General features: G+C 67.1%; 13 protein-coding genes. 5 read left to right on the forward strand and 8 right to left on the reverse strand.

All coding sequences use genetic code 11. From position 1 onward, the window contains the following. Positions 1–190 precede the first annotated feature (190 nt). The 4 genes from P12x_RS02725 to P12x_RS02740 form a co-directional block, all read right to left on the reverse strand. Complete coding sequence (locus P12x_RS02725; protein WP_435009293.1) at positions 191–958, reverse strand: class I SAM-dependent methyltransferase; 768 nt, start codon at positions 956–958, stop codon at positions 191–193. A 216-nt stretch (positions 959–1,174) separates the two neighbouring features. Then, positions 1,175–2,062, reverse strand: coding sequence for an alpha/beta hydrolase fold domain-containing protein (locus P12x_RS02730; RefSeq protein WP_435009294.1), 888 nt, complete (start codon positions 2,060–2,062; stop codon positions 1,175–1,177). Positions 2,063–2,186: 124 nt separating this feature from the next. Continuing rightward, positions 2,187–4,016 (reverse strand): AI-2E family transporter, encoded by a 1,830-nt coding sequence (locus tag P12x_RS02735; protein ID WP_435009295.1) that lies wholly within the window; start codon positions 4,014–4,016, stop codon positions 2,187–2,189. Between the two features lie 148 nt (positions 4,017–4,164). Beyond that, positions 4,165–4,941, reverse strand: a complete 777-nt coding sequence (locus P12x_RS02740; RefSeq protein ID WP_435009296.1) for a hypothetical protein — start codon at positions 4,939–4,941, stop codon at positions 4,165–4,167. Positions 4,942–5,210: 269 nt separating this feature from the next. Here P12x_RS02740 and P12x_RS02745 point away from each other — a divergent pair, with 269 nt between their 5' ends. Continuing rightward, a complete protein-coding gene (locus tag P12x_RS02745) occupies positions 5,211–6,236 on the forward strand; it encodes an aldo/keto reductase (protein WP_435009297.1) in 1,026 nt (341 codons plus the stop codon). A 46-nt stretch (positions 6,237–6,282) separates the two neighbouring features. Here P12x_RS02745 and P12x_RS02750 read toward each other — a convergent pair whose 3' ends face one another. The 4 genes from P12x_RS02750 to P12x_RS02765 all read right to left on the reverse strand — a co-directional run bounded on the left by P12x_RS02750 (position 6,283) and on the right by P12x_RS02765 (position 9,518). Next, entirely contained in the window at positions 6,283–7,089 is an 807-nt protein-coding gene (locus tag P12x_RS02750; protein WP_435009298.1) for a DUF4198 domain-containing protein, read from the reverse strand. A 29-nt stretch (positions 7,090–7,118) separates the two neighbouring features. Beyond that, complete coding sequence (locus P12x_RS02755) at positions 7,119–7,787, reverse strand: peroxiredoxin family protein (protein WP_435009299.1); 669 nt, start codon at positions 7,785–7,787, stop codon at positions 7,119–7,121. 26 nt (positions 7,788–7,813) lie between these two features. After that, positions 7,814–8,866, reverse strand: coding sequence for a DUF1559 domain-containing protein (locus tag P12x_RS02760; protein ID WP_435009300.1), 1,053 nt, complete (start codon positions 8,864–8,866; stop codon positions 7,814–7,816). A 166-nt stretch (positions 8,867–9,032) separates the two neighbouring features. Continuing rightward, complete coding sequence (locus P12x_RS02765) at positions 9,033–9,518, reverse strand: hypothetical protein (RefSeq protein ID WP_435009301.1); 486 nt, start codon at positions 9,516–9,518, stop codon at positions 9,033–9,035. A gap of 23 nt (positions 9,519–9,541) precedes the next feature. Between P12x_RS02765 and P12x_RS02770 the strand changes: the two genes are divergently transcribed. The 4 genes from P12x_RS02770 to P12x_RS02785 are packed head-to-tail and all read left to right on the forward strand — an operon-like array spanning position 9,542 to position 16,022. Next, positions 9,542–11,551, forward strand: a complete 2,010-nt coding sequence (locus tag P12x_RS02770; protein WP_435009302.1) for an ArnT family glycosyltransferase — start codon at positions 9,542–9,544, stop codon at positions 11,549–11,551. Positions 11,552–11,558: 7 nt separating this feature from the next. After that, complete coding sequence (locus P12x_RS02775) at positions 11,559–13,859, forward strand: ArnT family glycosyltransferase (RefSeq protein ID WP_435009303.1); 2,301 nt, start codon at positions 11,559–11,561, stop codon at positions 13,857–13,859. After that, on the forward strand, positions 13,856–14,977 hold the full coding sequence (locus tag P12x_RS02780) for a hypothetical protein (protein ID WP_435009304.1): 1,122 nt from the start codon (positions 13,856–13,858) through the stop codon (positions 14,975–14,977). Before P12x_RS02775 ends, P12x_RS02780 begins: the two co-directional genes overlap by 4 nt. Positions 14,978–15,014: 37 nt before the next feature. Further along, a complete protein-coding gene (locus P12x_RS02785; protein ID WP_435009305.1) occupies positions 15,015–16,022 on the forward strand; it encodes a D-2-hydroxyacid dehydrogenase in 1,008 nt (335 codons plus the stop codon). The last annotated feature ends 64 nt before the right edge of the window (positions 16,023–16,086 follow it).

Consider the following 16,086-nt stretch of genomic DNA (forward strand, 5'->3'; position numbering starts at 1 on the left):
TCTCGGACGATCCACTCGAGGATGGGCGACCGGCCGCCCCGGCGAGGGACCGACCGATGTCGATCTGCCTGGGCCCGATGATTCGACCCCGGTCGACCGCCCTCGGGGGCCGATCGTGTCGCATCCGTCCGAGGACCCCGAAGAGATCGGGGTGGTTAGATCGAGACCCCGCGGGATCCGGCGAAATCGCTCAGCGTGCGAGTGTTTTGCCGGAGAAGTTGAAGTGCGGCTTCGCGAGGGGGACGGGCTTCCGGGCGATGACGCGAATGCTCTTGGGGATCAGGTTGTCGAGCACCCGGACGACCTGAGGGCCGAGCGGGGTCGCTTCCAGAGCCTTCCAGGTCTCCTCCCAGCCGGAGAGGATCTGCGGTGGGGGCGTGGTGTAATCCGGGCAATGGTTGGTCCCGCACGCCATCCGGAGGGCCCACCACATCGACCAGTAGAACCCCAGGCCCTCGGATCGCTCGATCACGAGCCCAGTCGACTGGATCAGGCCCTCGAATTGAGATTGTTCGAAGATCCTGAGGTGGCCCGGCGGCTCGAAGTAGGACGGGGGTGCGAGGACTTTCATCAGCCCTTCCGAGGCGGCCGCGGGTACCGAAATGACGTAATGTGCCCCCGGCTTGCCGACCCTGACCAGTTCGGCGATGAACCGAGCGGGGTCCTTGACGTGTTCCATGACCTCGCAACAGAGAATGATGCTGGCGGTGGCGTCGGGCAGCGGAATCGGATCGCAATCGGAGACAATCCCCCGGAAGGAACCGGCCCCGACCTGCTCGACGGCCCTCGCGGCCGCGGCCACGTGATCGGGGACGATGTCGACCGCGATGATGTCGGCGCCAACCGACGCGGCCGTCGCGCAATCGCCCCCACCTCCGCAGCCGACGTCCAGAAAGGTGTCGTCAGTGCTGATCTCGAATCCTGGGAAGAGAGAGACCTGTCTGGGCTCCTTCGCCACGTCGGACCTCCATTTCTCGGATTCGCCCCAGGCTGCCCCAACCTCCTTGGGACGGACAACACCCCCGCAGGACCTGCGCGGATTCGGGCCAAAGGGGAATTGTCGATCTTTCGAACATTAATGTGCGAGTCTTACCCGATCCCCGGGATTCCTGCTATCCGAAGTCGAAGCCCTCGGGCTGCCAGGCTCCCAGGTGCCGAATCGGATCTCGGCGAGTCAGGGGCGGAGGTGCTTTCGGAGGAAGGCCATGACTTCGCGGAACATCCGGGCTCGGGCCTCGGGCCCCAGGATGATGTGATCTTCCCCCTCCAGTTCGAGGAACTGGACCTCGACCCCGGCCTTGCGGAGGGCGTCCCGGAATCGCCTCGACTGGTCGATCGGCACGATCGTGTCGGCGGTCCCGTGGATGATCAAGGTGGGGGCGGATTTCGCGTCGGCATGGAGCACCGGCGATGCGTCCCGGTTGGCCTCGGTGAACTGGGCCCAGGGCCTCCCGAGGAACTTGTCGGCCATCCAGATGGACTCCGGTCCGAGCGGAGGGCTCGATTCGTCGGTGAAGTCGGTCGGCCCGCAGCAATCGACCACGCAGTTCACCCGGCTGGAATACCCCTTCAGTTCCGGGTCGCCATCGTCGATGATCTCGGTCGTGCCCAGCATGGCGACGAGGTGGCCCCCCGCCGAGATCCCGAAGGCGCCGATCCGATTGGGGTCGATGCCCAGGCGGGACGCGTTGGCCCGGACCCACCGGGCGGCTCGCCGGACGTCGGCCACCTGGGCGGGATGCCGGTTGGCATCGTCGCCGGCCAGGCGATAGCCGACGGCGATCGCGACGTAGCCCGCCCTGGCGAGACCCTCGCCCATGTCTCGCTCGCTGGACTTGTCCCCCTGGACCCAGCCCCCTCCGTGGACGAGCAAGACGCCCGGCCTCGGCCCGATCGAGGCGGCGGGTCGGTAGATGTCGAGTCGGAGGGGACGGCCGTTGGCCCGTCCATACTCGACGTCGAGCTCGACCGGGGGAGGATAGCGGAACCAGAGAATGCCGGCGATCCCGAGCAGGGTCAAGGCCGCCGTCGCCCCCATCCACCACCGGAACCGCCAAACCATCCGGCCACCTCGTCTTCCCGCCCTTTGCTCGCGTCACCCTCTCCCGAGGATAACACGAGCGGCGGGGCGGTTCGATCCCGGGGCGGCTCGGAGCCGGCAGAGCAACCGATCGAGCTCTACCGCCTCAGGCGTTCGCCCCAGCCAGGGTCGGCGCCAGGTCGTTGCCGGTCTCCGGCTTGGGTTGGGTCAGGGCGACGAAGTAGTCGCGGGCCTCGGCCAGACTCCCGAGGAAGCCCGAAGACCCGACCGAGCCCAGTCGTTCGGCGGCGGACTCGGCCTCGCTGGCCTCGTCCCATCGGCCGACGATGATCGTCATCTTGGGGTGCCTGGCCCGGATCCGGCGGACCAGGTAGCGGGCCGCGGTCAGGCCGTCGGGAGGAAGGTGCGAGATCAGGACCACGTCGGGGGCCTCGACCTCGACCCGCTCGACGACCTTCAAGGGGGTCTCGACCTCCTCGACGATCATCAGCGTGATGGTCGAGGGCTCGAGCAGGAGGTCGAGCATCTTCAGGGTCAGGACGTCGGTGGCGTCGTTGGCCGGCAAGGCCAGGACCTTGGGGGGGGCAGGCGGGGCCTGGCCCTCGGGGGTCGGGAGCGGCGAGGCGGCGGAGAGCGTGGCCAGGTCGGACTCGGGCTCGCCGGAGAGATCGTCGAGGACCTCGCGGATGACCCGGTGGATGAACACCTGATCGCGTTCGTCGATGTCGCCCCGAGCGAAGTCCCTCTCGGCCAGCGAGAGGGTCGGGACCAGCACCTTGTCGAACACCTCGGCCCGGGGATGCTTCTTCAAGCTGGATTCGATCACGGCCGTCGCGCCGTCCTGATCCAGGGCCAGGAGCCTCTGGTAAAACCGGACGCCGGGGTCGAGGTCGACTTCCTCCCGGAGGAAGGTGGCGAAGAAGCTCAAGGTGGGCACGTACTTCCCCAGGACCGCGAGGCAGACCGTCAAGGGGGTTGCCATCAGGAGCCCCAGGGCGCCCCAGAGCCAGGTCCAGAACATGGCGGCCACCAGAAGGGCCAGGGCCGATATCCCGGTGGTCTTCCCGTAGATGACCGGCTCCAGGACCATGTTCAGCGCCACCTCCAGGACCGCGAACAGCCCGAGGACCTCCAGCGGCTTGACGTAGCCCGGGGTCGTCGCATAGGTGAACACCATCGGCAAGGCGAAGGCGATGGCCGGCCCGGCATAGGGGACGAACCGGAGGGCCGCCGCCAGGACGCCCCAGACCAGGGCATACTGGACCCCGAACGCCCAGAGGCCCAGCCCCACGATCAGCCCGTACAGCGAGTTCATCACCGCGAACATGGCCAGATACTTGCTGATCCGGTAGCCCACCTCCTCGATCGTCCGGGTGGTCAGGCTGATCTTGCCCCGGCCGAAGAGTCGGATCAACCGGTCGCTCATGTCCTCGCGGTTGATCATCAGGTAGAGGACCAGGATCAGGATGAAGAAGCCGGCCCCCAGGATCTCGATGAATGGGCCGACCGTGGTGGAAATCTGGGAGACGAAGTTGGGCTCGGAGACCAGTTGGACCTTCTGGACCACCTCCTCCTTGGTCGGGGCCATGGAGTTGGACACGTCGCCGACCACCTTCGTGATCTCGGAGAACGCGGTCGCCTTCTTCGGCTGCATAAGGCTGATCTTGCCCTTGATATTCTCCTCGAACTCCGGCAATTCCAGGGCCAGCGAGTTGAGCTGGAGGCCGACGTGGTAGCCGATGAAGCCGAGGCCGCCCGCCACCACCAGGACCGTGAGCAAGACCGACGGGATTCGGGGGATGCCGACCCGCTCCATCAACTTCGAGATCGGCACCAGCGCGAAGCTGAGCAGGATCGCCAGGGCCAGCGGCTTGAGGACCTCGCCCGCCTGGAACATGAAGGCGATGATCGCGAAGATCGCCAGCATGACGATCACCGGATGATTCATCGAGAACGACTTGCGTTGGGCGGCCAAGTTCGGTGCTCCTGCGGTTGGGGTTCCCTGAGCGGTTCGGCGGCGAGGTTCGTGGGATCAACTCAAGGGGAGAATGGACACTCGCCCCCGCCCGTGATCGGGGGTGGCGAGTGTCCGGAAGTCATCGAATTCATATCAGATTGTCGACTCACATCCGGGGGTCAACCGGCCTTCGGCTGACCCCGAGCACCGGGATCGGGACGGGCAGGTCGCCCGATCCGATCAGCGAGCCCAGGATGACCGCGGCCATGGAGATGGCGACCCCGGCCAGCGAGTACCAGGCGGCCGCCCGGGAGATATCCACGCCGGCCTGCTGAACTTCGGGGTCCTTGATCAAGCTCCCCGGATCGTTCCGGACCTTGTCGAACTGCTCCTTAACGCTGGCCTGGATCTTCTTGGCCTGTTCTTCATCGACGCCCGACTTCACGAGGTCGGCCACGAATTTCTCGCCGCCCACCTCCGAGTTGTAGCGATCCACCAGCCGGTTCAGGGCCTCGGGGGACGCCGCTGCGGTCGGGTCGTCGGTATTGACGATCACCGCCCCGGAGACCAGCGCACCGAATCCGACCCGGACTCCGGAGCCGACCAGCCAGATCATCCCGATGAACAGGGCGCCCCAGAGGATCAGGCCGTACAGGATCGCTTCCAGCTTCGTCTCGCCCACGGCCAGCCGGCTCGTGGACCAACCGCCCAGGAACATCGCGAGGAGGAGCGTGAAGATCGAATAGATCGCCGCCCCGATCCCCAGTTTCTGCCCGACCTCGCCACGCGAGGCGACCTCGAGCCCGATCGCCAGGCCCAGCAAGGTCAGGAAGAAGTAGACCGCCAGGGCGATCATCGCACCGGCGGCGATCGCCCCCCAACTGACGCGACTTTTCACCGCCAGCAGATCCGTCGCCTTGAGAGAAGATGTCGTGGAACTCATGGATGAGTGGCCCCCTGATTGGTTGTCCCGAGTGAGATCCCCGATGTGGGGCGTGTCCCTTAGCTTGGAGGAATCAGGAAGCGAATCGCGTGCCTAAACGGTGATCCGTCGCGGGAGCCACGAAAATCAATGCCTCTGGGCAATTCGGTGCGCGAATGGAGGAGGTGGCGACCGCAATCGGTCTCGGGATCCCCCTGGCTCTGGCGCATCGGTTGCAAGATGATCGAGGACCTGAACCCTTCGAGCCGAACCGGAGACGAGACGTCGATATGGCTGCATCACAAAATCCCAATCGTCGAGAATTCCTCCAGGCCGGGGCCGCGGGGATGGCCGCCGCCGGGATGGTCGGGTCCGCGATCGCGGACGACAAGAAGAACGAAGGGGGCATTCCCCTCCGGCCCCTGGGCAAGACCGGCGAGATGGTCAGCCTGATCGGGCTGGGGGGCTGGAGTTCCTCCAATCCCGCCGTGCTCGACGAAGGCCAGAGCCTCAAGCTGATCCAGAGGGCCGTCCATGAGGGGATCACCTTCCTCGACAACGCCTGGGACTACCACGACGGGCTGGCCGAGGAGCGGATGGGCAAGGCCCTCGCCGAGGGGAAGCTCCGCGACAAGGTCTTCCTGATGACCAAGTGCTGCGGGAGGACCGCCAAGGACGCCCAGGCCGGGCTGGAGGATAGCCTCCGACGCCTGAGGACCGATCACCTCGACCTCTGGCAGTTCCACGAGATGTGCTACGACAACGACCCGGAATGGATCTTCGACGAGGACGGCGCGATCCACACCGCCCTGAAGGCCCTCAAGGAGGGCAAGATCCGCTACCTGGGCTTCACCGGCCACAAGGACCCGTCGATCCACCTGAAGATGCTGGACAAGCCCTACGATTGGGCGAGCGTCCAGATGCCGCTGAACGTCATGGACGCCAGCTACCGGAGCTTCCAGAAGGAAGTCCTGCCGGTCCTCAACCAGCGGGAGATCGGCTGCATCGCCATGAAGAGCCTCGGAGGCAACGGCGCGATCATCACCGAGGCCGGGGTCACGGTCGAGCAGGCCCTGAGTTACGTCTTCTCGCTGCCGATCTCGACGCTGGTCTCGGGGATCGACTCGGAGAAGGTCCTCGACCAGAACCTCAAGATCGTCCGGAACTACTCGTCGATGAGCGAGTCGGATCGGAAGGCCATGGAAGCCAAGTATCTCAAGGTGGCCGGCGACGGCCGATTCGAGCTATTCAAGTCGACCACCAATTTCGACGGCCCTCACCACCGGAAGCAGCACGGCTTCACGGTGGAAGCCTGAGTCGGGCAAAGGCCGGGGCCTCGTGAGATCGGCCCCGGCCCCCGATTCACTCCCCGCAGCAGGGGCAGAGGCTCGGCACGTAGACGGTCAGGGTCGCGCCGTATTTGGTGAACTGGTAGGGCTTGCCTCCGAGCGTGCCGCCCTGGTTCGGCTCGGTCCGATGGGCCGCGATCAGGTAGATATTGGCCTCGGTGGGCTCGAAGCTGGCTTCCCCCTTGGCGTCGGTCATCCGCTCGTATTGCTCGTCGAGCCCCGGCTTCAGGTTCGCCCCCCGGGGGATGAACGAGACCCGCTCGCCCGCCAGGGGTTGGCCCTGGTAGAGCAGGCGGACCTTGATCGTGGTGCCCGGACCCATCGGGGTCACGGGGTTGAGGACGGGGACCAGTTCCAGCTCGTGCCCCACCGGCCGGTCGAAGCCGGGGTTGTCGCTCGGGGGCTTGTCGAGCGAAGGGGTCACGACGAAGCAGGTCTTCCCGCTCTTGATCGATCGTTCGGGGGCGTAGCTCATCACGCCATCGGCGCGGTGGGCGACGGTGTACAGTCCCGCCCTGGTCGGCTCGAAGCGGGCCGTCCAGTAGCCTTCCTTCGGGGCATAGCCGGTGTCGATCAGGGCTCCCTTGAGGTCGTAGCTCTTGCCGTCGGGGTCGATCACGTCCAGGGTCGCCCCCTCCAGCGACATCTTCCCGGCGATCTTGAAATCGCGGTGCTCGTTGCCGTGGTTGCCGAGCATCAGGTCGACGTGGACCACGTCCCCTTTGCGGATCAGATTGGCATTGGTCTGGACCCACGTATCATGGGCGGAAGCCGCCAGTGGCGTCAGCAGGACGAGGAAGGTCGCGAGTCGTCTCATCATGAAGTCATCCCTCTTTCCCAACCGCTGTCTCAATACGAGCAGCCCGCGTACAGTTCGACCGGTGCATCGGTCACATCGAAATATTCCATGCCTGGTTTGACCCAGGGGGCCATCCGTTCGCCCAGCTCGCGGAGCATCTGCTCCGAATATCCGGCCCAGAGTTTCTCAATCCGCCCATCTCGGCCCACGAACGCCGAGTAGGCCGAGCTTTCCGCCCCGAAGGCCTGGATGATCTTCATCTCGGGATCGGCCAGGATGGGGAAGGCCGAGTTGTTCTGCTCGGCCCACTTGTCGGCCACCATCACGCCCCCGTCGATCACGCCGAAGAAAGGGACGAACCCTCGACCGGCCGCGTGCAATCGTTGGAAGAACGGGTCGGCGGAGCGGCTGCAAGGACAACCATCCTTGATGAAGAGGAGGACCGCCGGCCCGTCCTTGACGATTTCCGAGAGCCGATACATCTTCCCGTCATTCGCCTGTGCTTCGAAGTCGTTCGCCTTGGTGCCGGCGGCCTGGTCGCTCGTCTCGATCATCTCGCGGGTGGCGAGGTGGCGTTGCGTGGCTGGATCCTCGGCTCCAATCGGGGCGACTTCGAAATCCTCCGGATATCCGATCTCGGCTTTCATCCGGGCCCACCCGTAGGATCCCGCGACCACCGAGGCCGCGAGGCCCAGGATGATCATCTGATAACGCTTCACGATCAATCCTCCCGCTCGATGGGCGATCAATAGGCGTCGGAGGAGATGACCTCGCCGAGGTTGCGGGTCCCCAGGGCTCGCCAGGTATTCAGATTGATCGTGTCCTTGACGAAGCCGACGTGTCCGTCGCAATACAGGGCGTTGACGCCCCCAGGGTGGTTGCTCCGGGCGGCCTTGATGGCCGGGTTGTGGGGCGGGCTGGACTGCCAGCAGTCATAGAGCTTGGAGTTCGGGGTAAGATAGTGGTTGTAGAGGGACGACCGATAGTCGCCGTCCCACCAGCCGAACCCCTTGTCGAGCCTCCATCCCTTGGGCGAGGCGCAACCCGAGTCCGAGAGCGGTGTCGATCCGATGGCCGCAACCCGCCGGACATCCGCCGGCATGGGCGTCGCGCCATTCTGCGTGGAGGCTCCGCCTCCTGCCGGCCCGATCAACTGCTCGGACGCCGCGATCGTGGCGCTCGACCCATCGGTAATGGTCGCGATTGACTGGGCAGGCCCCAGGACGAACGCTCCGTTGGCCGGCACGGTCAGGCCCGCGTCGCCCGGGTTGGCGCTGAAGGGGGAGCCGTCGCCCGTGCAGAAGTGGTAATTGCTCGGCCCCGAGGTGCCTCCCCCCGCCAGTGTCGTCGGAGGCTGGGCCGCATCGCTCGGGCAGAGGAAGAAGGCGACCTTGTTCACCATCACCGTCAGGTTCGACGGGAACGGCGTCCAGGGGGGCGTGCCCAGCACGGTCCCCGGCCCGGCGGCGATCGGCCAGTTCATGTTGAGGGCGTTGTAGACGCTGGTCTGTTCCATGTAAGGCGTGAGCTGGGCCAAGACCGACCACCGGTAATGCAAGGTCGGGACGCCGGGATAGGTCTGGTTGTTCTGAGGGAAGAGGAACCCGACCGGGAAGCTGTTCACGGTCGAGTGGTAGTTGTGCATCGCCAGGCCCAACTGCTTCAGGTTGTTGGTGCACTGGGCCCGGCGGGCGGCCTCGCGGGCGGCCTGCACGGCCGGCAAGAGCAGGGCGATCAGGACCGCGATGATCGCGATCACGACCAGCAATTCGATCAAGGTGAAGGCGCGTCGGCGCATCGGGATTCTCCGGCGGAAGACGAACGGGCGCACGCCGGGCCGTGTCGAGCGACGCTCGACCGACGACTCGGGCGCATCAGGGACGATCGACGACGGCCAATCCCGATCGCGTCATGAAGGCGCGATCGATCGGCAAATCTTTCGATGAACGTAAGACATCGAGAGTTCAGGCGTCGGCGAGGCGTTCCGGCGGTTCGTCCAACCGGGAACCTGGCAGGGGCTCGGCGCGATCCGAGTTCGGCGGGCCCATCCAGGAGCGAGCGGGGAGGGGCAGGAGGGGGGTGAGGCTCGGCAGGTCGGCGGGATCGCCTACGACGGCGATCGGCCCCGAGCCCGGCGGCAAGGCCCCGCCGCAAGGGGCGGAGGCCATGCAAGGCCCGGTGATGGGCACGACTCCGGGAGTCGGCCCCGAAGGCCGGGGAGGCTCGGGCGAGAGGTCGGCGTGGTCCTCGGGGGCACAACAGCAGGTGTCCCCGCAATCCATCCCGCACCGGCATTTATGCCCACCATGGGCCGAGGGCCGTCCCTCATTCGATGAGATCGACGAGGCCGATGCCATCGTCCCCGTTCCTCCCCACAGGACGACCAGGGCCAGCGTCAGGATCGTGACGCGACCTCGGCCGGATCGGGCGTGGAGAACTTGCGGGTGCACGTCGGTGCTTTCTCAAGGGCGGGATGGGTCGACTTCACGACCTTTGCGGCGACCTCATCATCATACGACGCGGGACCGTCGTCAAGGACCGAGAAGTCCTGGTGGGAGGGCGGATCGCTTCGAGGGGGCTTTGCCAGTCGGGGCTCGACCTGGCACAATCATGGGCCGATGACCGACCCGGCCCGATGGACCTCGCCGTGAGCGACCGCCCGCCCCCGACCCCTCGACGATGGCCGATCCGCGTCGGGGCCCTGGCGGTCGCGCTGGGGACCCTGGCCCTGATGATCGCCACCGAGCCCCGGATGGCGATCGCCTGGGACGAGGGGTTCACCCTGGGCCGCGAGGCCCGGATCCGCCGGTGGTTCCGGGCCCTGCTCGACCCGCCGGGCTTCGCCTCCCGGTGGGAGCCCCCCTCGCCCCGGACCGAACTGGTCCAGCAGGACAACCCCTATCTGCCCCCGCCCGGTCGCGAACAGGTCGACACCCGGGCCAAGCTGTTCTCGCCCCCCGTGATCGCCTGGTTCTGGCCGTTCGCCCGCGAGGAGCCGCACGGGCACCCCCCCTTTTATGCGATCGAAGGATTGATCGGCGACTGGATCGCCCCTTCGTGGGCGGATCTGCCACGCGCCCGACTCGGGCCGATCCTCGCTTTCGCCCTGACCGCCGGGGCGATCTTCGGGTTCGTCGGTCGCCGATGGGGAGCCTGGCCGGGAGCCCTCGCGGCCGGGGCCTGGGTCTTGCAGCCCAACCTGTTCGGCCACGGCCACTACGCAACCGTCGATGGGATCCTGTCCTGCCTCTGGGTCGGGGCCTTGCTCGCCTTCGCCCGGGCGGTCGAGCGTGAGGGACGTTCGCCCGGCTGGGGCTGGGTCCTCCTGTTCGGGATCCTCTGCGGCTGGGCGGCCGACTCCAAGCTGACCGGTTGGTTCTTGCCGGTCCCGTTCCTGGCCTGGTCGCTGATCTATCGGGATCGCCGGGGTTGGCTGACGCTCCTGGTCGGGGGCCTGGTGGGATTACTGGTCCTCTTTGCGTTCAATCCCGGATGGTGGGCCGACCCGGTCTCGGGCGTCGAGCGGTTCCTCCGATCGAACCTCACCCGGGGGCGGACGATTCCGATCGAGGTTTCCTTCCTGGGGCAGGTCTACAACACCCCTCGGGAGTCCCTCCCCTGGTACAACACGCTGGCTTGGACCGTGATGGTCACGCCGGTTGGGTTCCTGGGCCTGAGCCTTGTGGGGGTGGTTGGGGCGGCGGTCGGGGGATGGCGGTCGCTGTGGGCGGTGCGCCCCCTCTCCCCGACCCTCCCCCACGGGGGGGGAGGGGACCAGAGGGCGGGAGCGGTGGATCGCATCCAAAGCGGACGTCTGACTCCCTCCCCCCCCGTGGGGGAGGGTCGGGGAGAGGGGGTCAGTGACCCTCGGACCCTCGACCGCTTCGCCGTCCTCGTCGCCCTCCACTGGGCGATGCTCCTGGCCTTGCGAGCCCTCCCGCACACGCCGGGGCATGACGGCGTCCGGCTGTTCCTGCCGGCGTTCGGGATGCTGGCGATCGTGGCGGGGTTGGGGTCTTCGATGGTCGTCGCTCGCTTCGGTCGGATCGGTAAAAGCTTGATCGTGCTGGCGATCGCCGAGGGGGCCGCGAGCCTGGCCCTGATGATGCCGGTCCCGCTCTCGTACTTCAGCCCGATCGTCGGCGGCCTGCCGGGCGCGGCCCGCCTGGGGATGGAGCCGACCTACTTCTGGGACGCCCTCGACGATGACGCCCTGGACTGGCTGAACCGGAACACCCCGCCGGGCCGGTCGGTCTGGTTCGCGTCGAACCCGACATCCTGGTACTACCTCCAGGAGACCGGGAAGCTCCGGGTCCCCTTCTTGACCCAGTACGAGACCAGGAAGCCGATCTGGTACGTCCTCCAGAATCGACCGGGGGCCTTCCATCCCTCCCAGCGCGAACTGATCGAGCACGGCAAGCCGGCGTATGTGGTCTCGAAGCTGGGCGTGCCGCTGATCCTGATTTACCCCCTCCCGGACTGATCGACCCATGCCGACCCCCGAGGATGAACGTGCATCGGAGCCGGGCCGCCTGACCGGGCGGGCCTGGTGGCTCGGGTGCGCCCTGGTCTTGCTCGGGGCCCTGGCGGCCACGATCCCGACGGCGGGGGACATCGGACTGACCTGGGACGAGCCCTCGTACCGGACCAGCCAACTGGTCTCGGCGCACTGGTGGGCGGACCTGGCCCACGTCCGGTCGAGGGCCGATCTCGATGCCCTGATCTCTCCCGAGGCCTTGCTCTACTACTGGCCCTACGCGAGGTATGGCTACAATTTCCACCCGCCGCTGGCCGGGCAGTTGAACCTCCTCACGTACCAGATCTTCGGCGGCTGGATGAAGGACATTCCGGCCCGGCGGATGTCGTCGATGTTCGAGTATTGCGCGACGATCACTCTGGCCTTCGGGTTCCTGTCCCGGCGCTACGGGGCGTGGGTCGGCGCGGTGGCGGCCGGGGCCTTGCTGGTGATGCCCCGGGTCTACGGCGATGGCCACATCGCGGGGACCGACACCCCGGGGCTCTTGCTCTGGGTGATCGCCGCCCTGGCCTTCTGGAAGGGGCTCCACGAGCCGAACGCCCGGAAGTGGCGGGTCGTGGTCGGGGTCGCGTTGGGATTGGGGTTCCTGGTGAAGATGGCGGCGGTGGCGGTCCTCGGGCCGATCCTGCTCTGGCTGATCGTCTTCCGGCTCCCCAGGACCTTCCACAAGGGGAGTCGGTACGACTGGTACGACGGGCTGCTCACTTCGACGGCCATGATCCTGCCGCTGGGCCTGGCCTTCGTCGCAGTCGCCCGGCTGGCGAAACTGTATCCGCCCCCCAACATGGTCGACCTGTTCGGGGCGACTCCCACCTCGGGAATCCCCGGTGCGATCCTGCTGGTCCCCTTGATCGTCTGGATCGTCCGGCGGCTCCACGCGGCGCTCTTCCCGAATCATCCGATCTGGGGGGTGGAGCGTCCCGCGCTCGAAATCTGGACGTCCATCCTGGCCTTCGCTCCGGCGATCGGCTGGCTCGGGAATCCGGCCTGGTGGCGGGAGACGATCCCGAGGATGGCCCACTATTACCAGCTGAGCACCGATCGAAAGCAGGCCCTGCCGGACATCCGGATCATGTATCTCGGCGACATCTACAACTTCAGCCTCCCCTGGCCCAACGCCTGGGTCCTGATCGCGATCACGGTGCCGGCCGGGATCCTCCTGGCGTCGATCGTCGGGCTGTTCGCTTCGCTGTTCGGATCGATCCGGACCAGGGATGCGATCCCCTGGTACTTCGCGGCCCAGCTCGCCTTCCTGCCGATCGTCCGGATGCTGCCGACTCCCGCCCATGACGGGGTCCGGTTGTTCCTGCCGACGTTCTTCTTCCTGGCCGCCTTCGCGGGCTGGGGCGTGGTCGCGATCGGCGACCTCCTGGCGAGGGGGATCCGCCATCCGGTCGCGTGCCGATCGGCGGTCGCGGCGCTGGTCCTGGGCTCGGGGACCTGGCAGTTGGCGAAGATCCATCCGTTCGAACTCTCGTATTACAATGAGTTGATCGGAGGCCCGAGGGGGGCGTGGAAGGCGGGGTTCGAGCTCTCGTACTGGTACGATGCCTTCAACGCGAAGACGCTCGAAGACCTCAACGAGCAACTCCCCCAGGGCGTCTCGATCGACTTCATCAACGACCTGATCAACACGCCGACCTTCGCCTGCCTCCAGGAGCTGGGGGAACTCCGGGGCGACATCGTCCTGGGGACTCCCGACGCGACGGTCATGCCCTACGTCTGGATCCTGACCCACGACTCGAAGGCGAATCCGTTCACCCGCCTGGCGTTCGCGATGGAGCCCATGTATGCCCGGGAGCCGGAGCAACTCGACGGGCTCCGTGTGGTGACGGTCGACCGGCCCGAAGCCGTCGCGCGGGCCTGGGCGCTCGACATCCTGACCCGAGGGGTCGGGAGGCCCCGGGCCGGCCAGCCCCCGACCCTGGCGGTCGACCCGACGATCTTCGAGTGGGCCAGGAACGACCCCGAGGGGCTCCGCGAGGCGGCCCGTCAGGTCGCGAGTCGCAAACCGATCGAGCCGGGCTCGCCGGGTGCTCGACTGGCGGAATATCTCCATCGCCCGGTGACCTCGGACCCGTCGAGCTGGCAATCGTGGGTCGGGCATCTCCTCCGGAATCGGCCCGAGGCGCTGGTCGAAGCGGTCGAGATCCTGAACAAGCGGCCCGAGCCGGTCCGCTCGGTGGTCCTCCGCCCGGGGTACACCGACCCCGCCACCATCGGTGGCTATCTCGACCAGGATTTCACCCGATGAGCCGAAGCGGCGGGATCGCGTTCTACGTCACGAGCCACGGATTCGGCCACCTGAATCGGTCGGTCGCCGTCATCAACCAGATCCCCCCCGAAGTTCCGGTGACGATCCGGTGCGACCCCAGCCTCTTCCAGCCCTGGGGCGAGCGGCTCCATCGGCCGGCATTCCTGGAGTCGCACAATTCCGACGTCGGGGCGATCAACCCTCCCGGAGACAGCGCGGCGACCGATGGCCCGGCCTCGCTGGCGAAGGCGGCCGTGGTCCACGCCCGGGCCATGACCGAGGTCGACGCCGAGGCCGAGAAGCTCCGCGAGGAGGGGACGGCGGCAGTGCTCTCCGACGCCTCGCCGGTCCCCCTGGTCGCCGCCCGACGGGCCGGGATCCCCGGATTCATCCTGGGCAACTTCACCTGGGCCGACATCTATCGGCCCCACGCACGGAAGCTCGGGGCCGACGCGATGGCCACCACCCGCGCGATCCATCAGGCTTATCGGCATGCTTCCCATCTCTTCCGGGCCGAGCCGGGCTTGAGGATGAATGGGGTCGCGCCGAAGATCGAGGTCGGGATGGTCGTCACGCACGGCGTCGACCGGCGGGCCGAGCTGCGATCGAAGCTCGGGATTCCCCCATCCGACAAGGTGGTCTATTTCTACATCGGTCGATATGGTCAGGCGAACCTCGGATGGGAGCGACTCGGCAGGATCGACGGCGTCCACTTCGTCGGCTTCCACCCGTCGCCCGCCGGACCGCTGCCCAATCTCCACGTCGTCCCGCCGACCGAATGGACCGGGGCCGACCTGGCGGCCTCGGCCGATGCGATGGTCGCCAAGGCGGGCTACGGGACCGCCTGCGAGGCGATGGTCGCCGGGACCCCGTTTCTCTATCCGCCGAGGTTCGGGTTCGCCGAGCACCGGGTGCTCGATCGGGCCCTCCGGGATTGGGGCGGGGGGATCCCCGTCTCGACCCGCGACTTCGCCGAACTGCGGATCGAGCGGCAGCTTGCGAGGGCCTTCTCGATGAAGCCCGGCCCGCCCCCGTTCCCTGCCGACGGCGCGGCGCGAGTGGCGAGGCACCTCCTGGAGACGATCGGTCGTCCCCAGCCTTCCCGATCCGGGATCTGAAATCTCGGATCTCAAATCACCACAATCAGGCCCTTTCATGAAGTTCGTCATCCACCCCGCCGTCGAGGCCGATCGCCTGGCCGCCTTCCACCACGCCGTCCCGGGGGCGAACTGGGTCAACGCCGCGACCCCCGAGGCCGCCATCGCCGCGATGCCCGGCGCCGACGCGTTCCTGGGGAAGATCACCCCCGAGATGCTCGACCGGGCCGACCGGCTCCGCTGGGTCCAGTCGTTCACCGTAAGCCTGGAACACTACATGTTCCCGAGCCTGGTGGATCATCCCTGCACCATGACCAACATGCGAGGACTCTTCGGCGACGTGATCGCCGACCAGGTGATGGGCTATGTCCTGTGCTTCGCGCGGAACCTTCATCTCTACGTCCGTCGACAGATCGAGCACCGCTACGAGCCGCTCGGGGGGGAGTCGGCCCGGGTGAGCTTCGCCGCAGGGCCGGGGACGGTCAACGCGATGGATCGGGCGACGATCTTCCTGCCCGACGCCTCGATGGGGATCGTCGGACTCGGGGCGATCGGGGCCGAGATCGCCCGCCGGGCCCTGGCCTTCGGCATGACCGTCCGGGCCGTCGATCGGTTTCCCGAACGGATCAAGGCCCCCGATGGGGTCGCCTCGGTCGACGGGATGGAGGCCCTCCCCGCTCTCCTGGCCGACAGCGATTTCGTCGTCATCGCCGCTCCGCACACGCCCGAGACCGCCGGGTCGTTCCACGCCTCGACGCTGGCGCACATGAAGCCTTCTTCCTATCTGATCAACATCGGGCGAGGCGCGATCGTGGTCCTCGACGACCTGGTGGCCGCGCTCCGGTCCGGGTCGATCGCCGGTGCCGCGCTCGACGTCTTCGAGATCGAGCCGCTCCCGTCCGACCACCCGCTCTGGGACTTCCCCAACGTCCTGATCACGCCCCACACGGCCGGCTACTCGCCGGTCATCGCCCGACGACACCGGGAGACGCTCGTCGAGAATCTCGGCCGGTTCGCCCGGGGCGAGCCGCTCCTGAACGTCGTCGACAAGGCCCTCTGGTTCTGAACTCACGTTTCGCCGGATTTCTCGAAATCGGGGGGTAGACTACTTTGGGAGAGAATCGACGCCG

The sequence above is a fragment of the Tundrisphaera lichenicola genome, assembly GCF_051175385.1.
Lineage (GTDB): Bacteria > Planctomycetota > Planctomycetia > Isosphaerales > Isosphaeraceae > Tundrisphaera > Tundrisphaera lichenicola.